General features: G+C 43.1%; 18 protein-coding genes. 7 read left to right on the plus strand and 11 right to left on the minus strand.

Translation table 11 applies throughout. From position 1 onward, the window contains the following. The 10 genes from N483_RS07100 to N483_RS07145 form a co-directional block, all read right to left on the minus strand. Nucleotides 1-5,247, minus strand: a 5,247-nt coding sequence (locus N483_RS07100; protein ID WP_231105428.1) for a beta strand repeat-containing protein, incomplete at its 3' end; no start/stop codon positions are given. Further along, the gene (locus N483_RS07105) at nucleotides 5,244-6,431 is read right to left on the minus strand and encodes a TIGR03032 family protein (RefSeq protein WP_023401453.1); all 1,188 of its coding nucleotides are present in this window, start codon (nucleotides 6,429-6,431) and stop codon (nucleotides 5,244-5,246) included. The genes N483_RS07100 and N483_RS07105, both read right to left, overlap by 4 nt. Before the next feature lie 58 nt (nucleotides 6,432-6,489). Beyond that, a complete protein-coding gene (locus N483_RS07110) occupies nucleotides 6,490-7,572 on the minus strand; it encodes a S8 family peptidase (protein WP_172642429.1) in 1,083 nt (360 codons plus the stop codon). 90 nt (nucleotides 7,573-7,662) lie between these two features. After that, nucleotides 7,663-8,211, minus strand: coding sequence for a phage tail protein (locus tag N483_RS07115; protein WP_023401451.1), 549 nt, complete (start codon nucleotides 8,209-8,211; stop codon nucleotides 7,663-7,665). A 16-nt stretch (nucleotides 8,212-8,227) separates the two neighbouring features. Further along, entirely contained in the window at nucleotides 8,228-8,755 is a 528-nt protein-coding gene (locus N483_RS07120) for a phage tail protein (RefSeq protein WP_023401450.1), read from the minus strand. A gap of 15 nt (nucleotides 8,756-8,770) precedes the next feature. Further along, nucleotides 8,771-9,409, minus strand: coding sequence for a phage tail protein (locus N483_RS07125; protein ID WP_023401449.1), 639 nt, complete (start codon nucleotides 9,407-9,409; stop codon nucleotides 8,771-8,773). After that, on the minus strand, nucleotides 9,351-9,656 hold the full coding sequence (locus N483_RS07130; RefSeq protein ID WP_023401448.1) for a DUF6916 family protein: 306 nt from the start codon (nucleotides 9,654-9,656) through the stop codon (nucleotides 9,351-9,353). Before N483_RS07130 ends, N483_RS07125 begins: the two co-directional genes overlap by 59 nt. A gap of 59 nt (nucleotides 9,657-9,715) precedes the next feature. After that, on the minus strand, nucleotides 9,716-10,228 hold the full coding sequence (locus N483_RS07135) for a GNAT family N-acetyltransferase (protein ID WP_023401447.1): 513 nt from the start codon (nucleotides 10,226-10,228) through the stop codon (nucleotides 9,716-9,718). A 42-nt stretch (nucleotides 10,229-10,270) separates the two neighbouring features. Beyond that, the gene (locus N483_RS07140) at nucleotides 10,271-10,888 is read right to left on the minus strand and encodes an aspartyl/asparaginyl beta-hydroxylase domain-containing protein (RefSeq protein ID WP_023401446.1); all 618 of its coding nucleotides are present in this window, start codon (nucleotides 10,886-10,888) and stop codon (nucleotides 10,271-10,273) included. 5 nt (nucleotides 10,889-10,893) lie between these two features. Then, complete coding sequence (locus N483_RS07145) at nucleotides 10,894-11,601, minus strand: hypothetical protein (protein ID WP_023401445.1); 708 nt, start codon at nucleotides 11,599-11,601, stop codon at nucleotides 10,894-10,896. Nucleotides 11,602-12,090: 489 nt separating this feature from the next. Between N483_RS07145 and N483_RS07150 the strand changes: the two genes are divergently transcribed. The 4 genes from N483_RS07150 to N483_RS07165 all read left to right on the plus strand — a co-directional run bounded on the left by N483_RS07150 (nucleotide 12,091) and on the right by N483_RS07165 (nucleotide 19,178). Further along, nucleotides 12,091-16,011, plus strand: coding sequence for a TOMM system kinase/cyclase fusion protein (locus N483_RS07150; protein ID WP_023401444.1), 3,921 nt, complete (start codon nucleotides 12,091-12,093; stop codon nucleotides 16,009-16,011). Between the two features lie 25 nt (nucleotides 16,012-16,036). After that, nucleotides 16,037-17,449 (plus strand): hypothetical protein, encoded by a 1,413-nt coding sequence (locus N483_RS07155; RefSeq protein ID WP_023401443.1) that lies wholly within the window; start codon nucleotides 16,037-16,039, stop codon nucleotides 17,447-17,449. Between the two features lie 9 nt (nucleotides 17,450-17,458). Further along, complete coding sequence (locus N483_RS07160; protein ID WP_023401442.1) at nucleotides 17,459-18,178, plus strand: hypothetical protein; 720 nt, start codon at nucleotides 17,459-17,461, stop codon at nucleotides 18,176-18,178. A gap of 394 nt (nucleotides 18,179-18,572) precedes the next feature. Further along, nucleotides 18,573-19,178, plus strand: a complete 606-nt coding sequence (locus N483_RS07165; protein ID WP_023401441.1) for an outer membrane beta-barrel protein — start codon at nucleotides 18,573-18,575, stop codon at nucleotides 19,176-19,178. Here N483_RS07165 and N483_RS07170 read toward each other — a convergent pair. Next, the gene (locus tag N483_RS07170; RefSeq protein ID WP_023401440.1) at nucleotides 19,161-20,057 is read right to left on the minus strand and encodes a LysR family transcriptional regulator; all 897 of its coding nucleotides are present in this window, start codon (nucleotides 20,055-20,057) and stop codon (nucleotides 19,161-19,163) included. The genes N483_RS07165 and N483_RS07170 overlap by 18 nt on opposite strands. Nucleotides 20,058-20,160: 103 nt before the next feature. Between N483_RS07170 and N483_RS07175 the strand changes: the two genes are divergently transcribed. The 3 genes from N483_RS07175 (at nucleotide 20,161) to N483_RS07185 (ending at nucleotide 24,003) form a co-directional block, all read left to right on the plus strand. After that, nucleotides 20,161-21,369, plus strand: a complete 1,209-nt coding sequence (locus tag N483_RS07175; protein ID WP_063383323.1) for an MFS transporter — start codon at nucleotides 20,161-20,163, stop codon at nucleotides 21,367-21,369. Continuing rightward, entirely contained in the window at nucleotides 21,339-21,872 is a 534-nt protein-coding gene (locus N483_RS07180; RefSeq protein WP_023401438.1) for a GNAT family N-acetyltransferase, read from the plus strand. Before N483_RS07175 ends, N483_RS07180 begins: the two co-directional genes overlap by 31 nt. Before the next feature lie 169 nt (nucleotides 21,873-22,041). Further along, a complete protein-coding gene (locus N483_RS07185) occupies nucleotides 22,042-24,003 on the plus strand; it encodes a methyl-accepting chemotaxis protein (RefSeq protein WP_023401437.1) in 1,962 nt (653 codons plus the stop codon). Nucleotides 24,004-24,019 lie beyond the last annotated feature (16 nt).

Below are 24,019 nucleotides of genomic sequence, written 5' to 3' on the forward strand. Positions count from 1 at the left end.
CACTGCTGTTGCTGCATTGCCCGCGGTATCCGTTAAGGTCACAGATAAAGTCAATGTACCATCATTGAGGGCACTTAAATCCAAGTTGGATAGCTGCTGACTGGCTGACGTCACCGTGCCATTGCCAGTCACCGCTGTGCCGCCATTGCTGCTCGAAATGGTGTAGCTGTATGTTGCCCCCACTTCCGCGCTGCTAAAGGTAAAGGATGCCGCTGTTTTTTCTGTGTTGGAATATAAGCTGTCGCCAAACGAAACACCGTGGCCACTCGGTGCTTGAGTATCTATAGTTAAAGATAAATTACTTGCCGAATTCGCAGTATTGCCCGCATTGTCGACAGATTGCGCCGAGATAGCGTGACTACCAACCTGTAAAGTAGAGGTTGTAATACTCCAGGCACCACCAGACACAGTAGTGCTCCCAATATTGCCGTCGAGACTAGACGACAAGTTAATTGTGTCGCCAGTTGTGCCAGTACCTGTGATAGTTGGCGTCGTATCATTGGTAATATTATCTGTATTTGACGTGCCAGAATCACTACTCGCGGACAGATCCGGCGTACCTGGTGCATTTGGCGCACTGGTATCTATGGTTACATTTAAAGCACTTGAGGCACTACTCTCATTACTGCTTGCATCCGTCGCTTTTGCCGTAATGGCGTGTGTAGTAGCGGAGAGCGTACTGGTCGTAATTTGCCAGTTACCGCCTGTAGCCGTGCCACTTCCGATCACAGTATTGCCAGACTGATCACTATAAAGTCTCACAGTACTGCCAGACTCGGCTGTGCCACTAAATGTTGGCGTTGTATCTGACGTAACATTATCAGTGTCAGAACCACCGGTATCTGAAGCTGAATCAAGATCTGGCGTTGATGGTGCACTAGGCGCAACATTGTCGACCACAGTAACTGTGAACGATTTTTGGAATGTTGTCGTTGCATCATTTGACTGAACACAAACGATGTAATCACCAGCATTCAGGGCTGCCTGAGTTTGTAAACTAGAACTGTTGATTTGGAAGCTGCCATTGCCTGAGTGTGCAGAACAGGTGCCATTTGCACTACTTCCGCTGTTTACCAAGGTGTAGCTATGTGTGTTAGCGCTATCAACGTCAGTAGTAGATAACGTACCCACATTAGCCCCTGAACTCGTGGCTGATTGATTGATGCTATTGGCTGACAACGCGATATCTGTTGGCGCATCATTTTGAGCTGTGATATTTACGACTGCTTGATTGGAGCCTGTGCTATTGGCAGTGCCGTCATTAAATGTATAATCAAGCGTTACACTTGACGGTGGATCTTCCGACGTATTCCCATAAGAAATAGATTGAATGACACCATCAACAATAGTTGATGTTGCACTTGCATTAAACGTAAGCACCAAAGTACCAGCAGAGTTGGTTGTCACAGTACCAACATTTGTGCCGTTGTATGTAAAGGTATTTCCTTGTGTTAGTGCTCCAAGTAAATTCAAGTTCGCGAAAACATCTTGTGAACTTGCCCCGCCATTTCTGGCTATGGTCAAAGACGCCCCGTTGTAGTTCCCATTTCCGCCATTTAACGCATCGAGCTCTGTATCAGCAACGTTTGCATCACTATCAATCGCAACTGCCGAACCATTTTCAGTAAACGTAGACAACCCGTTCAATGAGCTGAATACAGGTGTATCATTCGCTGCAATGAGCGTAATAAGTGTATTGGCTCCACTATCGGCAATTGTAAAGTCTAAACCCGCGCCAGGTGCGTTTGACAATGTCAGTGCAACTTCCACCGCGGCAAAATCGGTTGCATCTGTATCCACCTGTAAAGTGCCATTGCCGTTGAAACGTACATTATTGGTTGTAAGGCCCGTCACACCTGTGATCGTTAGTGTGTCACCGACCGCTAAATCAGCGATTGTGTCGCCATTAAGATCCGCAGCAGCACCAATAAAATTATCGTTGCCACCATTACCTGTCATCGTATCGGTACCCGTACCTGGCCTTATGGTGTCAGCACTATCGCCGCCCGTTAATGTATCATTACCTGTTAAGTCAGTGGCAGCAATCACAAGGCTATCACCAGCAAGCGCTGAAGCGTTGATTGTCACGCCAGCATTAATGGCTGCCCCAGACGTATTGCTGACTGTGACACTACCACCATTGGTAGAGAAATTATCGGGTATAGTCACAGTGAATACACTGTTTGAACCAAGCGCAATCGTTTCAATGCTCGACACACTAGTTGAGGAAAAATTAAATGTGCCACCACTTACCAGTTGTATGCTTTCGCTCCCTGCAGCACCATTGATCGCTGTTGAAAAGTCGCTGATGTTCTGCGCATCGAGAGTTACGGTAGCGCCACTTGCAAGCGACAAGGTACCCACGCTGCTAAAGCTCGCCCCAGTCGTATCGGCACCATCACTTGCCAAAACAGTATCAGCGACCGTCGCTTCACCGGTCAGACTACCCGTAAACGTATTTCCAGCGATATTAAATGTAACCGCGTCACTGGATGACGTAGCAGTGGCACTGGTTGTCGCGCCTACATTGACTGTTCTTGTATTAGAGCTGTCATCACCTACCACATAGTTTTCAATGCCCGAAAGCACCGTTATGTCTCCATCACCCGTGATGTTAAACGTTTCAGTGCCAGCTGCCGTGATTGAACCGCTAAAGCTCTCGTTTTGAGACGCAGTCATGGTTACCGTAGCACCTGTCACTAAAGACAAGTTGGTAATATTTGTTATCGTTGCTCCACTGATGTTGGCGCCATTAGACATACTGAGCGTATCTGCAACTGTGTTATCGCCAGTGAGGGTGCCTGTAAAAGTGAGCGTACCAACATCAAATGTGACGGCATCACTGCTACTTGTTGCGGTTACCGAGTGCCCGGCAGCGCTAAGCGTCACGGTTCTTGAGTTGGTGGTATCATCATTGACAGTGTAATTTTCAACCCCTGAAACTGTCGTGATATTTCCGTCCCCACTTATCGACATGGTTTCTGTGCCTGCCGCTGTTATTGTCCCAGAGAATTGCGATAATTGGGCAGCGCTGAAACTCGCCGACGCCCCACTAGATAAAGTAAGGTTTTCAAAACCAGATACGGTGGCTGCGGCAATACTACCGCCATTTCCTACTGACAAAGTGTCGGTGCCTGAACCACCAGCAAGCGTTCCTGTCGCAACTAAGGTCCCCACAGTAACCGTGTCATTATTTGTGCTACCTGTGACATTTTGGCTCGCAGCACCTAGTGTAAACGAGTTCGCGACGGACAGAGTGTAAGATTCGATTGCCGCGTTACCTGTTAACCCGTCAGTGGCCGCGGAGATAGTGATCGTGTCAGTGCCCGATGCTGTAACAGAGCCAAAACTGTCATGCTGAGCTTCAGTCATAGTGACAGAAGCACCAGAGATAAGCTCTAGTACTTCAGTGTTTGATATCGTAGCCCCGCCAATATTTGCCCCATTGGAAAGACGCAAAGTATCTCCTGTGCCTCCACCGGCGTTAAGTGTGCCTGTTGGGGTTAACGCTGCGACATTTATCACGTCATTGGAACTGCTGCCCGTGACATTGTGCGACGCGCTGCCCAAACTAAATGTCATAGCAGCATTTAACACATATGTTTCAATATCTGGATCACCCGTTAATTCGCCATTGCCATTGGCACTGGAAAGCGTGAACTGGTTTGTGCCATCACCATTGATCGTGGTGAAAGACTCATGCTGGGATTCGCTTAAGGTCAGATTGCCGTTGTTTTCAGCTGTTAAAGTCTCAAAATTGGTTAATGACGTCAGGCCACTGATATCGACGCTATCTGAAACAGCAAGGGTATCAGTCCCGCCACCGCCATCTGCGGTAGAGCCCGATGCATGGGACGTTTGCGCAATTGTCAGCGTTTCATTTTCGCTGGTAAACAAAATAGCTGGATTTAAATTAGCACCTGTTGTCGTATTAAATGACGCGCCAGACGATGTCGTCGACGTCACATTCGTGACACTGACGGTTGAAGTACGTGACACACTGTTATCAGTACCGTCATTTACAACCACAGTCACTGCTCTTGCTGTCGTATTGGGCGTTGACGATGAATTGTTATAGGTGATCGCATCTAAAAACGTTTGCACTTGAGCAAGCGTTGCAGTCGCCCCCGTAATTGAAATGGTATCTTGCAATGTGACATCTGATTTTCCTGAAACACCATTTAAGGCATTTTGAGCCGCTCCAGTTACGTTGAGTCCCTCAGACGCACCATCTTGATCATTGGTTAGTGAGACCGTAATTGTCTTAATGGTATCTGACTCAGCATCACTCACGCTGGCACTATTGGTAATGCCAACCCCGCCACTACCTTCAGAAAACGCTGAAGATCTATCATTGCCCCCAGCAGCAGTATCTAGATCGACAACGGGTGCAGTATTTGCCGCTGTTACCGTAGCGCCCACTTTAAACGTGTATGTGCCTTCATTGGGATCATTGCTGGTTATGGTCACAGTTGCTTCAGGTGAGCCCACTGTAGTCGGATCAAGTTGAACGACAAAGGTCGTGCTCGTTACACCGTTTAGTGAACTTGACCCTGGTTGGCTTGAAATAGAAAAATCATTCGAAGCAGAAATACTGACCAGCGGCGAACCACTTAAAGTTAACGTAGAGCTTGCAATCACATTTTCTATGGTAAACGTTCGGGTAAAGTTACTCGCACCAGTCTGATGTGAACCAAAATCTGTATGGTCACTGGCACTCGGAGTGGTATCTCCAGAAGTAATCGATTGGTTGTTTCCTTTAAGATTAATATCGGGATCTGGCGCAGCCGCCGCGGTACAGTCATCAGTATCAGGAAACCAAACACCTCCTCCAATAGCTGCTTCACAACTAGCTTTACTACCATATGCAGTGGTACAACCAAAATTTACTTGGCAAGAAGCTGCAAGCTCTTTGGCAATACTGACTTCACCACTGACTTGGGTGGAATTCATGCCGTTACTACTGAGTAACCCTTGCTTGGCTAAAAATGCGAGTGTCGCAGCTTTGGCATTTTCGCCATCATGCGATTTTACCTTTGCCTGCTTAGCAATGTTAAACACTTGTACTGGCTTTTCATCCTCAGCTTGCAGAAAGTGTGTATCGTCACTCACCTTAATTGTATCTAGCGTCGGCACCTCATGACTAGATGTAAAATAGCTCTCTGAAATATTTGAAGACGGATTCGCAGCGACAAGGGAAGGGATCATCATTCCCAGTATTGAGGTGGTCATATCAAGCTTTTTCATTTCAATACTTCCTTCGTAAATTCATACAAGTGCGCAGCGAGAGCATCATCGCCACTGATCATTTCAGGAAACGTAGAGTTAGGAATAATGCACAGGTCATAAAGCTGACTCACATCACCTTTAAATTGCAATTTTGATAGGATCTCGCCGTTATGTTTGTTTACTATCCATATACCACACACCGTATCCGTCTGGGTGTGCGACGCTGTCAACGGGATATTGCTGACAACCTTCGAGGCACGAACTTGGCTGGTAGCAACCAGCATTAAGTCGCCCAAAAATGACAGCCCACGGGTAAAACCTGGTAAGGTACAAACCGTTGACTGTTTGCGGGTGTCTGGGTTGTAACATATCACTTCGCCTAAACCCGAATTACACAAGTAAACAAGGCCATCGTGGCACCTAGGTGAGTGCGGCATAGATAATCCACAAAGCAGTATTTCATTACTGTCTACATCTATCAGCGTACCATTTAGCTCTGTTCGCCAAGAGTCCTGATTATCCTGAGTATTAAAAGTGGTCACATATTTTGGGCGCCCATCTTGCATCGCCATACCATTTAAATGGCAGCGATCCTCTGGTTTTAATTCACTGATAAAGTGCGGTTTCCATCGTGCTGTAAATCCGGACTCAGATGACACTGTGGCAAGGCAAGAAAAACTCGAATTGACTACCCACAGGCCTTCGTCTCCCCAGGCGATATCATGGGTATTCAAGGTCCCCGTTGTTAGAGAAGAGCGCTCAGTAAATAGCTTGTCGCACTGTTTGATTGCACTGATCTGTTCCGCTCTTAGCTGCTTAAACGAGGAAGTATCACGCTCTTCGTCACGCAGTTTACTGGCCAGCAAATCTAAATCGTCTAACTCTCCACGACAAACGCTGCTGCGAGACATATCGCTTGATTTAAAGTTCACAATGCGATTGACCGTGCTTACTAAGAAACGATCTTCGCTCACACATACGCCCATTGGCCGAACAAACTGCTTAACGCTACAGCTAAGCGCATCTGCTCGGCTTCGAAGCAACATGACGGCATGTGACTGGTAGCTAGAAACCGCGAGAGAAACACCTAATGCTTGCAAGATTTTCGGAAAATTCTCACTGTACTGACTCGCAAAATCAATATTAACAAGTTCAGTTTCATGCTCTGAACTTCCATACCCACGTTCCCGATACCCTTGCATGCCTTTACTCCTTAGTGAACAGCATATTCAAGCCACGTAATTAGCGACTAAACGAGTTTTACTTTAATTTATTATTTTTGATTTCAATGTCATTATTTGATAAGCCACAACTTAACAAATAAGAGAATTCCCCTGTTGCCATCGCGGCGGCCGAGGAAGTACCGCTGACCGCGATACGTTTGTTTTGTTTTTGAAGTAACGCGGTTGATGGTGCGTAATAATCCACGCAATTACCGTAATTTGAAAAGGGCGCAATACTCCCATCTTTAGACAATGCGCCGATTGTAGTGACTCCCTCTATTACAGAGAGTTTATTGCTAATACATGCGTCTTGAGCATGATTGCCTGCCGACACAATCACAAATGAAACATCACCATGTAATAAACCATCGTCAATGACACTTGCCAGTAACTGCGAAACAAAGGGCAGTGTCCAACTACTGTTAACAATATCGGCATTCATTTTTTGAGCGACGCTGAAGGCTAATATCATGGCCGAATTGAGTGTACTAGCCTGTTGAATAGCGACAACTTCCGCAACGTGACTCATTTTACTGATTGGTTTGGAATTGAGCTGTGATGCAATTACACTTGCCACCATAGTGCCATGCCCAGCAACTCTCGTGGTGTCAGCTATCATGACTTCTTGTCGATCAGCATCGTATTCCAGCAAGACATTAAACGGTGACAACGCTGTGCTAGAAAAGTCAAAGCCATCATCAATGATGGCGATCCGTGTCGGTGAAATTGACACTTCACATTGTGAATTTTGCAAACGGTTTGGTGGCTTAAAATGAATATTTACACCTTTACGTGCTTTACTTGTGCGATGATGTTTTTTTACTATTGCATAGTCTGGTTGCACAGCTTCTACGCTCGATATATTTTCAAGGCGTTTATAAACCGTAAGGAACTGCCCCTTCTTGGGAGAGATTAAAACAATGTCACTATTGCTTAGTTCAGACAAAAGCTGTGTCTGAAATACACCTGTTAAATGCGTAAACTTGTCTTTGTAACCCTTTTCAACTTGAATAATTATTTTGTGGTTGAGATAAAACTCCTGACCAATATTACTCGTGTAAATATTAGCTGTTTCTGAGGTGAAAAGTGCGACATCTCGGCCGTAATTTTTAAATGACACGTAAGCACCCTCGGCATTATCAGCTGCGATAATGCCGAAGTGAAGTAGCAGGAAAAATATCGAAATCACTTTCACCAGACTCTTACTCAACTAACTGCGAGGTGGGAAAACGCCATCTATACACAAACAAAACTGCAGCGCTAAATATGGTTGTCGGTTTGCATGCGATTGATTTTGTCCGTTACTCAGTACAGCGTTGTAATTAAGCGGTACGTTTGATCCAGTGCGAGGTTGAGATGAGTACACCCTTGCTACACCGCCAGAACTGCCTCGTGCCGCTGAAATTAATCCAACATTGTTTGACTGTTCGACTAAACCATCTTTAATGGTCTCTCCGCAATACATATCATGGCTGTGTGATGGTAATTGGCTTTCCAATAAAACAACTTCAGGGATACCAACTTCACTACCCATATCTCCAGGAGATAAACCTGGGCCAGTACCGAACATAGTTGGCGTTCTGCCTTGCAGATTTGGGATTTGCATATTTGTAGTCCCATTACCGCCGTAAGTCGTACCGATAATTGCATAGAGCGCTTGGTTTTGAGAAATATCAACAAATTGCCCATCACATACAGTGTAACTTCGAGGAGCAAACGTGTACGGTAGCATGTCAATTTGACCAATAAATGGATCCATTTTATTACTCCTTTGGTTAGTTGCGTGACGGATAAATGCCATTCATACAAATAATAAAACCGATATAGAGCATCGGCATTCTATTTTCATGAGGTTCATCTCCCCCAGTTGTGCCAATGGTTCCTTCAGCAAATGGGTTGGTTTTTAGGCCTGATGTAGAATCTGGTAAATAATGTAAATCGCTGCCAATATACGACTGGCCTGAAATAGGGGCATCCAATTCAGAAACCGCCGTGGTTACTTGAACCAAATGGTTGTGTGCTGGGATTTCATTGACTGTCAACGTGACTTTTTCAAGGCCATACTTTTGCCCAATTATACGATTTGGTAACCCAGGACCTTGCCCACTGCCTACAGGTATACGACCTCGCATATCAGGCAAAGCATAAGTCGTTCTACCATCACCGCCAAAGTTTGATCCCAACAAGCTAAACAAGGAGGCATTATCCGTTACCGCTTGCAATTGTCCTGCACAATATGACCAGTTATATGGGGAGTAAACACCCGCAAACATACGAATTTCAGCTATAAATGCATCACTCATAATTTACTCCTTTTGTTAATTTCGCGGCGGAAAAGCGCCATTGAGCGCTATCACAAAACCAATGACCGTGGTTGGTTGAATATTTGTATGTGACTGCCCACCGCCAGCAGCACCAACACTCTGAGACGACAGATTGTCCAAACTGCCAGAGTTTTGTGCATAAAACTCTTTAACCCCAGTAGGAAACTGCGTATTTGTTAAGGCAATGGTGTATTCTGCATTTGGATCTGAAGGACTAAAGGGCAAAAAGCTGTCACCTTCAATCCCCTCTACCTGCAAATCATGATTGTGCCCGGTCTGTTCATTGGTTAATGTGACCTGTTCAACGCCACCTTGCTGACCTTGTTGCAGAATATCGTACTGACCAAAATGCACAGGTGCGCGCCCTCGCATGTCTGGTAAAGCAAAGCTAGTTCTGGCATCGCCGCCAAAGGTTGCCCCAATTAAAGAAAATAAAGCGGGGTTGTTGTTAATCTGCATTGTTGCGCCATTACAGTCAGCCCAATGCACTGGTGGAAAGTTAAAGGCAATCATTTGTATCATGCCCAAAAATGGATTAACCATAAATACCACTCCTTCTACTTTGGATGGGCCATTAGCCCACTGCTTGATCACGTCTTCGTGAAATAACGATTTGATACTTATCATGGTCATAAATGCTCATGAACATCTTGTACTCACCAAACGCGCTGTGTTTAAAAAGGTAACTATCCTGAGGTAACTGGTTGTTTGTATCGCCCTTTAAAGAAATGCTAAAAGAGTGGTACTCTTCGGTATCAATTTTACCCTGAGCCACATCACTCACCTCTAATTGACTTAAAAGTCGCTCACCATCTTCCGAATGCACTTCAACCTTTTGGCCAATCAATGCATGCATCAAATCTTGTGTCACTATTTCCATTTATTTCTACCTTTCTCTATTGGTTGAGAGTTGTACGCGAAAACAGCCCTAGACCCACATTAAACACCAACAATGCTCTTCATCGCCGGGGGATACCAAATCATCAATTCATGGGGTGGTTGAACTTGTATAACTTGAAAACCGAGATCTAAATACAGACCCTTCACGTCTAGATTGTGGCTCAACACTGACAGCGTTAATGGCACTGCGGATTGCGCCGCACAATGTTGAAAAGACTGAATAATAGCGCGTCCGAAACCATGACCTCGCGCCGCCATTAAAAAACCGATATCTACAAGTCGAATTTCATCATGACCAAAGTCAAGCGTGGCTTTACCTATCGGCTCTCCATGTTTTTCTATTATGAAATACATTGCATTGGGATACTGAGCACCATAGCCTTGAGTCTGCGCTTTTAACTGCATCTCGACGATTGATTCAATAAAGTCACGCTCGCCATCAATACACTGCAAATCCTCTCTTACTTCTCTATGCAGCTTTTCGATAAATGGTCTATCAGTTGCCTTTGATGGGCGTATGTGTAGCCCTTCTGGTATGGTAAATTGCACCATTTTCCTTATCCTCTTTTGTGCACCTATTGAGTATATGCAGCTTCAAAACTTTTGCTCGGAACTTTCTATTAAATTTTTCAGCCAAACACCTACTTTACAATCAATAACTAGATTGATTCTCGCTTCAGCTCCCAGGTTAGAAACACTGTGCTCTAAATCGGCATTGAGGTACCAAACTTCACTACATTTCATAGGCACGATCCGATTGTTTACGACAAACTCAACCTGTTCTGCGCCGACGATTGGCACATGTATCCGCGCCTCTCCATATTCCATCGACAGACGGTGATCTCTGTGTGGCAGAATATGGCTGTCTGCCTCTAGACGCATTAACCTTACTGACTTAAGCGGGCATTTAAATTGTGCAAGGAAGCTTTTTAATGTGGGCAGCCGATCCATGATTGGTAAGGGACCAAATTGGGCGTTTTGTTCTTCAATTGAAAAGCACTGGAGGATCGGGTGTGCATTAGCGTGAGCTTGATTGGCGTAGAGTGGCAATACGTTCCAATGACCTGAAAATCCAGATGCGTTAACATGTGAGTACCAAGTTAGCTCATTTAATGTTAATACTTCGTCTTTCAACGCAGTAAAATCACAGTTTAAAGCGAGTTTGGCAAAAGCAATAGGGTTATCAATATGCTTACCTATATTGGTGCTCATTAAAATTAGCCTATAGATCGACCTGAAATATCGAACTTATAGACTGTGTCTGCAAATTTTCCACCAACCACTTCGATAAAATCATAACCGTCAACAGAGAGTAATTTAGGCTGCTTAGTCAAACTTGTTGGCGCGTAACTCATCAAATATACGCCCTGGCTGTCAAACTTCTTAATATCGTTGGAGTAGGTGTTGAGAATATGGACATGGCCAGCTTTGTCACAAGTTATCGATTTAATGCCACTAAGCTGATGTTTAAGTTCAACGCCAAACTCCCCAAAACTTCCGAGTATTTCTCCATTAAAGTCGAGCGTATATACGGTAAAAGCGGTTTCACCTATGACAAATACTCGCTGTCGCTTTTCATCAATCGTAAAATCCTTAACGTGTACCATTAATGGAATTTCACTTATTTTTCTTCCGTGCTCGTCGTATATATCAATGCTGTTCGATGATTCAAATAAAATATAGGTTTTGTTTGAGTAACGCCTTGCTATCTGTGGCTTAAGCCTCACTTTGACGATTTTTTTTTGCGGGTTTTCAACTAAACTGGAGGGGTAATCTAGCTTACTTAGTGTTAATTCCTGCTCGCTCAATCGTTCAGTATATTTATACTCAGAAGCCTTCGAATGAGCCACAAATGACTTTGAAGCCATCAACATACTAGTAGTGCCCAGCAGCACAGATGATTTGATAAATTCCCGGCGTTCCATTTTCTGTCCTTTGTTTGAACGGTAGATGAGATTATTACAGGATAACGAATAATAATAAATTACACGAAATTACATTATTGTAAATATTCGAGTTGATAAGCTCATACTTATGTCTAGAAACAGGCTACCCCTTTCAATTAGAGTCATAAATAATTACCACCAAAAACTAGATAGCTAGAACATTAACAAATCTTTTATTGCGAATTTTTATACTTCCCCCAGTTACACAATCCCCATTAACACAACAATAAAAATAAAAACATACAGCTGATGCGATTGGGAGGTGGGAAAAAAGAGCTTTAATCCCAAAAAACTGAATAAAAAATCAAGGCAAGCTTTTCTTACTAGGTAAAAAATCGTATGTATTATGGATGTGAAATTAATTATAACTTGTAATCGTAAACGACTAAAAAACGATGTAATATCTACAACTCAATTGCTGTACCAAACGTTTCTTGGCAAAAATAATTAACTCGAAGAATAAGCATAATGTCATTAACTCATTTTTCTGATCCGTATATAGAGAATAACTTTGAATCCTCCCACTATGAGCTGCTTCATAAGATTGGTGAAGGTGGTTTTGGTAAAGTATATAAAGCAAGAAACAAAAACACTGAGCAAACTGTTGCTATTAAATTTCTTGCCCTTGAACCTCATTTAGAAGAATCAAAAAAGAAACGCTATGTTGAACGATTCAAGCGAGAAACTGCGCTGAGTGGACAGCTAGAACACCCACATATTGTGCGACTTCTAGACAAAGGGCAAGTCAATGAACACCTTCTATATGGTGTTTTTGAGTATATCGAAGGCCTGTCTTTACGTGAACACCTAATGCAAGAAGGTGCGCTAGATGCGGTTGATGCCACAGACATTATGCTGCAAGTGCTCGACGCGCTTATTCATGCACACAAAAAAGGCATTATTCACCGAGATATCAAACCCGCCAATATCATGCTTACACAAGCAGGTGCAAAAACCCATGCCAAAATTCTAGACTTTGGTATCGGTACCTTGACGCAAGAAAACAGGCATCAAGATTTCTCGACAATTACTTTAACTCAAGAGACGATAGGCACTCCTTCTTACAGCGCGCCAGAGCAGTTAAGGGGAGAACCTGCTTCAGAAAAAACAGACTTATATGTTTGGGGTCTGGTCTTACTAGAATGCCTAACTGGCATGCCAGCGGTGACAGGTTCTAGTGTGGCCTCAATCTATCACAAACAGCTCAGTGATGTGCATATTCCCATCCCAAGTGCCTTGCTCGGCCACCCTTTGTCAGGGTTACTACGCAGAGTTTTACAGAAAAACGCCACTGAACGTGTAATTTCCGGAAAAGAGATATTTTCTGAACTTCACACCATGAACGTCTCAAACTTGGTTGGTATCTTGGCCGATGTTCAAGCGCAACATGGATACGATGACCACACAGTTGTGCTGCGTAATGACGATCCTAATAGCCCAGTATCGCAAGACTATACAACACTCACGGAACGTAAGCAGATCACAGTACTGGCATTGCGTTTGAGCGCCAAAAAGCTGAACGAAAGCGCTAAAGATTTTGACGTCATTGATACCTTATTTAAGTCTCAACGCAACCACTGTATCGATATTGCAACACGATTTGGGGCATATCATGTCGGTAATCTCGCCGATACGATGTTGTTTTATTTTGGTTACCCAGTAGCAAGTGACAATGATACTCGACTAAGTGCTAGAACAGCGTTAGATGTGATCAGTGAACTAGGCAAACGTAATGCACTGATGCAAGAAGCGCACGGAGTGCAACTCAATGCTCATATAGGTATACATTCGGGTATTTTCGTAACCTATGCCAACTCGGTACCTGAAGGCAACATAGCCAACACAGCTATGGACCTAGCTAGGCTGGCAGGGGAAAGACAAATCCTCTGTTCCACAGAGTCTCGGGCTATTTTAGAGCCCTATAGTGACTTCGACTATTTTGACAATATCCAACTTGGTTTGTCTTTTGAGCAATTGTCCATATACAACTTAAAAGGCGAAAAGCGTATCGAAGCGTTTGGCTTTATGCGCGGTACCAAGAGTCATCATAAGTTAATTGGTCGACAACTGGAATTAGACAAAACACTGTCAGTGATCAATGGCGAAAACAATACCCGTATCGCCCATATTTATGGTGAAGCTGGTATTGGGAAGTCTCGACTACTGCAAGAAGTTAGAGACAATGCGAGCAAATATCAACATTTGGTAGCTCAGTGTTTGCCTGAGCACCAAAACAGTGCTCTGTACCCAATTCTCAATTTAGTTAAATATCTATTCAATACGGACAATCAGACGACAGACAAAATCACGCAGTTTTTCACTGATGTCTTGGCTGACTGTGGCCTGTCAGATTCAGAGATTAATGCCACTATACCCATCTTAATGGTATGGCTCGCTATTGAATTGCCTGAAGATATGCAACCTTCTTCTCAATCACCTGACGAGCAAAAGCAGCTGCTTTTTGCAGGCTTAAGTGCGCTGTTATTATCTCGTCAATCCAGTATCAGTGAATTTAAGCTCTATATCATAGAAGACATTCATTGGTCAGACTCTATTACCTTGGAGTTTTTGCGTTATTTTGCCGCACAACTTCTAGACGGCAGCGTTATGATCAGCACTTCGAGGCAAGCCTGCCCAAGCAGCTTGCAAGACCTGACACTGTTAGAGATCGAGCTTAATAAACTGACTGCACAAGCAACAACAGACTTTATTGAACAGCTATTCGACAGCAAAAATGTATCCGACAATGTACGTTCTGTGCTGGTAAAACGCACTGATGGCATACCACTGTTTATCGAAGAGCTGGTAGATATGCTCAAAGAAAAACAGCTCGTTCACGAATCTGGTGGTGCCATCACATTTATCAGCCCAGATAGGCTAGAGCAAGTACCGAGCAGCTTACGTGAGTCATTGCAACAAAAGCTTGATAACCTAGTGCATGCCAAAGAAACCGCTCAGCTTGCCGCAACCATAGGTCGAGAGTTTGAATACGAACTGTTAGTTGCAACGTCTTCATTGAGCGAAGATCAAATTCAAAATGACTTAAACGAGCTACTTGAGCGAGAATTAATCGTTCAACAAAGGCGAGTAAACAGTGACAGCTATGTATTTAAGCACGCCCTAGTCAGAGATGCAGCCTATGATAGTGCATCGGCGTCAACTAGAAAAAGCATGCATTTGAATATTGCCAGTAGAATGCGCATACTGCCTGACAATGCCTTAGAAGATATTGCCTTTCACTATGAAAAAGCACAAGACTATCAACAAGCCTATAAATTAAATACACAGGCTGGTAAACAAAAAAACAAAGTCGGACTGAACTTACTGTCGATCCCTTTATTTAAGCGTGCTATTGAGCAAATTCAACATCTCACCTCAAGTGAGCAAACCTCTTTAGACGAAATTGACTTACAATTTACGCTTTCAATGTCACTCGCTGCAACTGTTGGCTATGCACATACCTCCGTCAGACCACACATTGAAAGAGCACTAGCCCTTTGTAATAACCTCAATGATCCACAACCTACACTCGACGTATTGTGGGGCATAGGTATTACCCAAGTTGTATGTGCCGATCATCGAGAGGGCATAAAGACGGCTGATACGTTGTACCAAGGAGCCCTTAAAACGAACAACGTCAAATATATGGTTTCATCTTTGTTTATCAAAGGCACCATCCTTTGGGCTATGGGTCGTTTCAACCAGTCCCTTGCTGTTTACCGTCAATCTTTAGCGCTATATGATTACGAGCAGCATCATCAGCTATTTACTGACTACCCTTTTGAAGTTGGTATTTCCTCACATATGCTTCAGGCTTCAAATTGCTTACTGCTCGATGATTACGAATCGAGTGAACAACTGGTTGAAAAAGCGAATACATTGGCAATAAAACATGACGTACCATCATGTACCGTTCATGTATTAGCAAGGTCAGCTTATCACTACACGATTGTTAATGACCTGAGCAAAATTAAGCATTATGCACAACAGTGCCTAGATATTTCGAAAGATTGCAACTTTACGTTGTGGCAAGCCTATGCCGAACTGCTATTAAGCTGGGTTGATATGAAATCTGAGCTACCCTTTTCGCTCGAGAATATGGCTCAAAACCTCCAAACATATGTGGAAACAGGCTCAGTCGGTCACTTATCTTGGCTAAAATCTCTGTACGCTGAAGCACTCCTTCACAATTCAGATATTGATTTAGCACTCGACAACATCAATGAAGCCATTGCCTTGGCCTTTAAACAGAAAGATTACTTTTACCTGCCTGAAAGCTTTTTAATCAAAGACAAAATTCTCGCCGCACTTGGTAAACCGTCAAATTATGCCAACAAAGCGAAAAAATTGAGACAGCTACAACAGGTATTTGGCCGTCAAAGCCAATAAGCAAACATCAAGGGGCTTAATACAGATGAAAACAATTCAATTAATGACCGTCACACTGCTGGGTTTGTGTGCGACAAACCTGCTTGCGTTTGATACAGCAAACAGCACAGCAGTGGCATCATCGGATATGCTGCCAACTACCGAGTGTGATTCTAGATCACTCAGTGAATATGCATTAAAACCATGCTATCCAGCCACAATTGAAAATACACCCACAGATACATCGGCATCCCGTTTTGCATACAAGCAATTTTATGCCGTGAACTGGCCTTCCCAAAAAGGCAAAGTTGGCTTGCCTGATTTAGATGCAGACTATACCACTAGTTCAGACCACCTGCCGGTATGGCAAACTTGGCCACGCTTGCAAGATTTACAATTGAGCCAAAAGCAAAACGAGCAGCTCAGCTGGAACAGCCTAAACTACTTTATTCCAAAACAGTGCCAGAGTTTGGTTGAAAAAGACAAAAATGGTGACTCTGCACTTTCAAAATTCGTCAAAAATAACCCAAATATTCCGGTCAATTCTAAAGTAGAGGCACTATTTGATATCACCGACGCACACGGTGACGTATTATACGATATCAATAACAAACCCGTGTTCTATCAAATTTACTTAAACGAGCAATCTTGGCAATTCCTATCTCAACCAAACCCTGCCAAGCCTTATGATTTCGCGATAGGAAATTACGATAATACGCAAAGAGGGGCAATGTTCCTTAAAGCATCTTGGATGCTACTTGATAAAACACAAGTTGCAGATTTTCATAGCAGTGTCGCATTAGTTGTCGATCCGACGTCTAAGGCGTGCTCTATAGAAGTGGTAGGTTTAGCTGGCTTGCACATTGTCAATAAATCGATCCCAAGCCAATATACTGAGATCGATGGAAACCGTGTAAATAACTGGTCATGGTCTACCTATGAACATACAAATAACGCCCCTAAAACCAGTGATTTGAAGCTTTCTGAGACTAAGCAATCTTGGAACTTATTCAATATCGATTTAACCAACAAAGAAACATTTAACGCGCTTGAGAAAACATGTAAAAACAACAGCGAGTGGGATTTTTCTCAAACCAACTGTGAAATAAACAGCCCATCACCGGACAGCACAACTTCTCAAATCGTAAACACACTAGAGTTGCCAAGAGAAATAGCCAGCCAAAAGCAAGTTTACAATGATCAAGCGCATAAGCGATTGAAAAAGTATAACTCTAATTTTATCAATTACGAGCTGGTCGCAAGCCAATGGCTAAAAGATAAAGTTATGTCACCAACTAACTTATCTAACACCACTATGGAATCTTTCTTCCAAGAAGAGAATTGCTCTGCTTGTCACAGTGATGCTGCTGAACAAGACTTTATGTTTTTAAATGATAGTAAACTGAAATCGTTGCCCGACTGGATCCAATTGTCTGGTGACGCCAAACTATTTAATTAGGATACAAAAATGACTCAAGAAGCTTTAACTGAAGAAAAAATGTCTGCACTACTGGCTATTAAAGACCGTTTTAGTTGTCTAGAAATGCAAAAGAACATGATCGTAAGAACCGATCTACGTATTGCGACTTCAAACTTATACCCACAGTTAAGCGCGAAGCCAGCTCTAAAACTATTGCTAGCGAATATTTACTATATTCCGAGTAGTAATGTGGCTTTAACTGATGAGAACACAGTGACCAACTTCTTCGAATCAAACGGTGTTCCGATCGACAGCGAAACAAGCGTTGTAATGAGTGAAGACTTTGCAAACTATATTGTTGAAGGCAGTGCACAACAAGATTCGAACGATGTAATTTCACTGGTACTTGCAAACGTTGGCTACCGTTGTGCATTTTCGGACCTTACAGATTTAGAGGCGAACGAAAACTTTGATTCTTTAGATGCTGACGCGCCGGTTCTTGCTGATGTTGAAGAACAAGCACGTATTGGTATTTTGGTATGGCAAATTGCTATGAACAGTGCACTGCGCACTGAAGTAATCAACCTGATTGCTGAAGGAAACGAAGCGGCACTTACAGACAAGCTAGTATCAATTAAACTTGAAAATGACTATGGTTTTGTTGCTCAAAGCACAGCTGAAACAATTTCAAACGGATTGGTCGTTAAAAAAGATATTAAGTTTGTTGCAAGCTACATTGGTAAAAACATGTATAAAGCAACTTGGTAATCCCCCCTTTTTTCTGAGTGCAAACTACAGCTTTTGCGCTCTGAGAACAAGGTGACTTGATTGCTCAGCGATCCAGCCATGCATCACAGATGGTTTAGGCTAATTCTAGTGAATGTTGGATCGCTTTAACTCAGGACAAAAAATTGTCTTTTGCAAGGCTACTCATTACCCAGCTCCCCACTAAAACACCTATAAGCACACCTTTATTTCAATGTTTTGCAACCAATTTCAAACCACTCAACACGGAATCTGCCAAAGCGTGCCAAAGGACTAGAAGCACAATGTAAACTAATTTCGCCTAGCAATAAAACTTGTGTACTTAATTTCAGTTTTCTCTCCTTTTATTCAAAGATATATGCCAAAATATGCCCCAATACGCATAAAAGGATTATGTATGAAAAATATATTCTGCCTCATTACCTCTATCGGTTTATTAAGTTCAGCTCAATTCGCACAAGCTGCGGATACAGGCTTTGGAGTATCTATCTTCGGAGGGCACTCTATCAATCACGACTTAACAACCAGTAAAGACCTCACAATCGACCTTGAAGACAACAGTCACTTTGGTATATCTGTCGATAGACTCGTCAACCGAACACGTTATGGCATGTATTACAGTTTCAATGAAACTGAATTTGCTGATAACGCCATCGCAAAAGTTGACATGGAGTACTTATTGTTCCAAAGCGCTATCGAACTTCCTATCAATGACAGTTTATCAAGCTATGTCGGTGCACAGATTGGTGTAAACCGTATCACGCCAAACTTTGCCGAAGCGGATGAGTTTTTTGCATCAGGTTTATTCACTGGCATTGATTATCATATTGGTGCTGGTTTCCACGCCTTTACCGAGCTTAGATGGATGGCAACCATTGTAAAAAATACTTCTCAAGTTGTCTGCGACGATGACCCAAATACACAAGACAATTGTATTTGGCACTTTGATGGTGACGTACTAAGTCAGTTCCAATTTAGTGCTGGTCTAAATTACCGTTTTTAGTCGCGTTAAACTTTGCTTTAGTTCATCAATAAAAAGCCTAGTTTTATATGGGGTGAAGCGGGTGTTTGGGTAATAAGCCCACAGCTGCTTCACCTCTGATTTCAAATCTGGCAGGACCGGAATTAAAACCCCTTGCTTTAGCTCTCGGGCGACATATTGCGGGGAGATAAAAATTAACCCCATCCCCTGAATGGCTGCCTTCATCAATGCATCAAGATGGTCAGAGACAAAATTGTAGTGACTAAAATCAAATAAGCTGCCGTCTTCTAAAATTATCCCGCCTTTCTTCTGGTAGTAATTACTCAATAACATCTTATGGGCTGCCAAATCTTCAATGGCCGTTATTTTTTCACATTGTGATAAATAGCTAGGAGCTCCGAATACCGTCATTTGATAGTCAGCCAATCGAATTCCTTTGTGAGCCGCAGAATCAAACTCTTCATAATAACTGGTGATCACCAGATCATGTTCGAGATCTGGCGGAGAACCCGGCGTCAATATATTCAAATGAATTGTGAGGTTTTCATACTTATCTAAAAACTGCTTAATGACAGGCATTAATAAACTACTGCCTATGGCTTGGGTCGCTGCTATTTTTAGGGTACCTTGCGGCTCAAGCTCACTCCCTTGTGCCTGCTCGAGCATATCGTCAAACTGCCCGACCCAGTTTCTTGCATAGGACAAAAAACGAATGCCATTTTCGTTTAAGCTTACCTGCCTAGTCGTACGCACAAAAAGTGTTTGACCCAACTGTTTCTCAAGCCAGTCAATTCGCTTGCTCATTGCCGACGCAGACACACCTATGACATCTGCGGCCTTGGTAAAACTGCCCATATCCGATAATACAACAAAGCTGCGCACAGCACTTAGCCAATCCATATTATTTCCTATCAAGAAAAAGTCTTTTAATTATTACCTTATTTTTAGGACATTAAAAGCAGGTTATAGTAGCGCCTATTGTGCCCCACCATGAGTAACTGCCTTGAATAGATATATTGCTTTGGCCGCTTTTTTACTGTCATGCTCTCAATTGGCCAGTCAAATATTTATGCCCGTATTGCCAGATATCACGCAAAACCTTGCACTTACTGAGGGAGCAAGTCAGGCAATTATAATTAGCTTCTTTGTTTCATTGGGAGCAGCACAATTAATTGCCGGCCCGTTATGTGATAAATATGGCAGTCGACCAATTTTTATCTGCGGACAAATCATTTTAATACTGGGTACATTGCTGTGTGCTCTGGCGTCTAATGCCGACACTTTTTTAGCCGGTAGAGTGTTACAGGGCATCGGCAGCGCAGCCCCCGTACTAGTCAGCAGAGCCATTTTATACGCTACGTTTAAAGGCAATAAGCTAAACAGCTCTATGGGCAATTTAGCCATTTCCGCCAGCCTAGTTGCATTGATCACACCTCTGATTTCAGGCACGCTCGCAGACATGTTTTCATGGCAGGGAATGTCCTTTGCTCTCATTGCCTATTATGGCTTTGTGATGGCATTTGGTCTGGTTGTCTTTCCGGCGCAGCAATCTACAAATATATCATTGCGCCCCGCTGCACTTGTAAAACAGTATCTCGATATCTCCCTCAGTCGTTTTTTTGTATCTATGGCTGTATTAAAATGGGCGCCGACATTTTTATATTTGACTATTCAGCTTTATTTCCCCTTTCTTTTAAGGAATCAATTTAACTTTACTACCGAGCAAATTGGTCAAGCGATGACGGTATGTATGGGTGGTCTACTTATCGGTTCTTCCCTTGCCAAAGTCATGCAAAAACGGGTCTCCCATTTAAAAGTTGTTGTTTATTTATGGCCTGCTTTGCCAATAAGTGCGCTGACTTTCCTATTTTTTCACGGTTCTGTATACGCCGTGATCTTCGCTTATTGCGCCATATTGTTTATTTTTGGTGGGTACTTCCCCAGCTATATGTATTATGTCGGACACTTCCATACATCACGTTCCAGTACCGCCAATGCACTTGTGGGCGCCACCGAATTGCTGATATTTTCAGTAATTGCTTGGCTTGCTAATCAATATTTAATTAGCGGTCCTGACTCGATAGCGATTATTGTCGCAACAATTTCTATCATCGTACTATTGGCTGCAAAACATCTCTCTTTTGCAGCAAAACCAAATCATTGTATTCAAGGAGAAGCACCATGCAATTCGAAACCGAACGACTCATTATAAGACCTCTACAGTCCTCCGATTTGCACGCTGTTTATGACTCTCGACGGAACCTAGAAACATCAAAATATATCGGCAAACCGGAAACCCTCGATGATGTTAAAAAACGCATTGAAGAAGCAAGACAACCTTTTGAAAATCTGGAAGGGCAAAGATTGCTGCTCACATTGGAGTGCAAATCATCGGGTGACTTTATTGGCGAAATGTTATTCAAGCATACCCAATTGGCTAGCCGCATTGGCGAAATAGGCTATCGATTGAGCCCAAAGAAACAGAAAAAAGGCTATGCTTTTGAAGCCGCGAGTGCACTTATTTCGAGGCTATTCGCAGAGTTCGACCTAAATAAAATCACGGCTATTTGCGCCACTGAAAATACCGCTTCATGGCAACTGATGGAAAAACTCGGAATGAAAAAAGAAGGCTGCTTGCGCGAATATATGTTACTCCAAGACAGGTGTGTCGATAGCTACTTATACTCCATATTGAAAAGGGAGCACGTCGGTTAATTATTGACCTTCTTCGAAATGAATGGTGAATGGCTTAATAAACGCAATAAAAGGCGTTTTTACTTGTTAAATCCTCAACATTGGATTCTGAAATTTTATCTCTTTATTGGCTAACGCAGATATCAATCAACATCTATACTGTTTAAAAGCATTGATGTAGGAGTTAGTTATGAGAATGCGCAAAAAGCTCATCAGTAGTTTTGTCCTGACGGTGATAGTTCCAATATTAGCAATATCTATCATGAGCATTACGCGCACTAAGCAAGAATCTCTCACGCGATTCACCGCTTCATCCGATAGTGAAATACGTCAGGTTGAAAATACCTTCGTATTATTTTTCGAACAAATGAAAAACAACGCGCGATTTTTAGCACAAAGCCAAGCTGTCGTGAATGTCAGTGACGACACCAGCACATACTTTGGCGCTGAAAAAATGATGACCCCTGAGACGTCTGGAGACAACGAAGCCGAGATTTTTCAATTATTTGAAAGTTTTGGCGTGACCCACCCAGAACTCTTATTTGTATATCTTGGCACCGCTCAAGGTGGCTTTATTCAATACCCAGCTGAACCACTTGGCGGCTACGATCCCCGCAAACGCCCTTGGTATCAAGAAGTAAGCCAAGCGTCAGACAAGGTCGTCATTACTGAGCCTTATCAGGGCGTCACAGGACAAGCTATGGTATCGGTTGCCACGGCGATTAAACGCGACGGTGCACTTGTCGGCGTACAATCACTGGACGTCACGCTGGCAACATTAACCGATATTGTAAGTAGTATTCAGCTAGGAGATACCGGATATCTAATGTTGTTGGACGGTAATGGCACGATACTGGCCGATCCGAAGAACCCAGATAGCAACTTCAAAAATGTCGCTGACCTGTCATCACCTAAATACCAAGCCATCAAAAATATGAGCAGTTCACATAAGGATGCACTTGTCGCCATCGAAGACGCCGAAACACAGATGATGGCTAAATCATATTATTCTAAAACATTAAATTGGACCTTCGTTGCTTTGATGGATGAAGACGAAATTCTCTCTTCAGCCTACGCAATGTCTTACAATATCAGTGTTATCGCACTAATTATGTTGGTGCTGTTCATCGTCATTGCGATTGTACTTGCCAATAAAATCGTCTACCCCATTGAAATGGTTTCAGAGGGGCTCAAGGAAATAGCACAAGGTGAAGGTAACTTGTCAAAACGACTGCAAATAATTGGCAATGATGAGATCAGCGAGCTTGCTTCATGGTTCAACCAATTTTTAAATTCGATCAATGCGCTGGTTATTGATATTAAGAACAATGCCAGTAATTTGAATGAGCAGGCTCAGCAATCTCACGGCAGTATTGATGAAATTCGGGGACAGTGCCATCACCAAGCCAGCACCTCTCAACAGACAGCTGAGCACACCCATGCCATGGAAAATATGGCCATGACGGTCAATGACAATTGTACCCAGGCACTGAGTGAAATATCCAATACCGATTCACATGCTCAGCAGGGCAATGAGCTCATTCAAAGCACGGTTAAACAAGTTGCCACGTTAAACGATTCACTGGGTAGCTCAGCTCAAGCAATGAGCGAGCTTGAAGATCAGAGCAACAATATTACCAATATTCTCGAAGTCATTAGAACGATTGCCGAACAGACCAACTTACTGGCGCTCAATGCCGCCATTGAGGCTGCTCGTGCCGGTGAGCAAGGGCGAGGCTTTGCAGTAGTTGCTGATGAAGTACGTACTTTGGCCCAGCGCTCTCATGACGCGACGAAAGACATTGAAAAAGTACTCACAAAGCTCACTGAAAAAACCAGAGCGGTGTCTAAACATATGACTTTAAGCGTTGAGGAGTCCAAATCAGCCATCGAACAGTCTGAGCAAGCTCATCAGGCTTTTGAAGAAATTGCAGATTCGATATCGAGGGTCAAACCCATTATCGCCAATATATCGCAACAAGCGGAGCAACAAGGTGCTTACTCAAGCGACAGTCGTACTCAAATTGAAGGCGTTAACCAGTCAATCAAGCAAGTGAGTCAATCCGCTGACACCTTGTACGATGGCGCAAAACAGCTGGTTATATTCGCTAACAACCTCAATGAACTTGTAGGCAGGTTTAATACTGATTAAGACAGTGTCAAACTAA

Origin of the sequence: Pseudoalteromonas luteoviolacea NCIMB 1944 (assembly GCF_001625565.1) — a bacterium.
GTDB lineage: Bacteria > Pseudomonadota > Gammaproteobacteria > Enterobacterales > Alteromonadaceae > Pseudoalteromonas > Pseudoalteromonas luteoviolacea_F.

What these genes read in the sequence shown, in the direction of transcription:
- N483_RS07155 (WP_023401443.1), top strand. Translation starts at nt 16,037, where the DNA reads ATGAAAACAATTCAATTAATGACCGTCACACTGCTGGGTTTGTGTGCG.
- N483_RS07140 (WP_023401446.1), bottom strand. Translation starts at nt 10,888, where the DNA reads ATGAGCACCAATATAGGTAAGCATATTGATAACCCTATTGCTTTTGCC.
- N483_RS07135 (WP_023401447.1), bottom strand. Translation starts at nt 10,228, where the DNA reads ATGGTGCAATTTACCATACCAGAAGGGCTACACATACGCCCATCAAAG.
- N483_RS07120 (WP_023401450.1), bottom strand. Translation starts at nt 8,755, where the DNA reads ATGAGTGATGCATTTATAGCTGAAATTCGTATGTTTGCGGGTGTTTAC.
- N483_RS07145 (WP_023401445.1), bottom strand. Translation starts at nt 11,601, where the DNA reads ATGGAACGCCGGGAATTTATCAAATCATCTGTGCTGCTGGGCACTACT.
- N483_RS07185 (WP_023401437.1), top strand. Translation starts at nt 22,042, where the DNA reads ATGAGAATGCGCAAAAAGCTCATCAGTAGTTTTGTCCTGACGGTGATA.
- N483_RS07150 (WP_023401444.1), top strand. Translation starts at nt 12,091, where the DNA reads ATGTCATTAACTCATTTTTCTGATCCGTATATAGAGAATAACTTTGAA.
- N483_RS07125 (WP_023401449.1), bottom strand. Translation starts at nt 9,409, where the DNA reads ATGACCATGATAAGTATCAAATCGTTATTTCACGAAGACGTGATCAAG.
- N483_RS07170 (WP_023401440.1), bottom strand. Translation starts at nt 20,057, where the DNA reads ATGGATTGGCTAAGTGCTGTGCGCAGCTTTGTTGTATTATCGGATATG.
- N483_RS07180 (WP_023401438.1), top strand. Translation starts at nt 21,339, where the DNA reads ATGCAATTCGAAACCGAACGACTCATTATAAGACCTCTACAGTCCTCC.
- N483_RS07165 (WP_023401441.1), top strand. Translation starts at nt 18,573, where the DNA reads ATGAAAAATATATTCTGCCTCATTACCTCTATCGGTTTATTAAGTTCA.
- N483_RS07130 (WP_023401448.1), bottom strand. Translation starts at nt 9,656, where the DNA reads ATGGAAATAGTGACACAAGATTTGATGCATGCATTGATTGGCCAAAAG.
- N483_RS07105 (WP_023401453.1), bottom strand. Translation starts at nt 6,431, where the DNA reads ATGCAAGGGTATCGGGAACGTGGGTATGGAAGTTCAGAGCATGAAACT.
- N483_RS07160 (WP_023401442.1), top strand. Translation starts at nt 17,459, where the DNA reads ATGACTCAAGAAGCTTTAACTGAAGAAAAAATGTCTGCACTACTGGCT.
- N483_RS07115 (WP_023401451.1), bottom strand. Translation starts at nt 8,211, where the DNA reads ATGGATCCATTTATTGGTCAAATTGACATGCTACCGTACACGTTTGCT.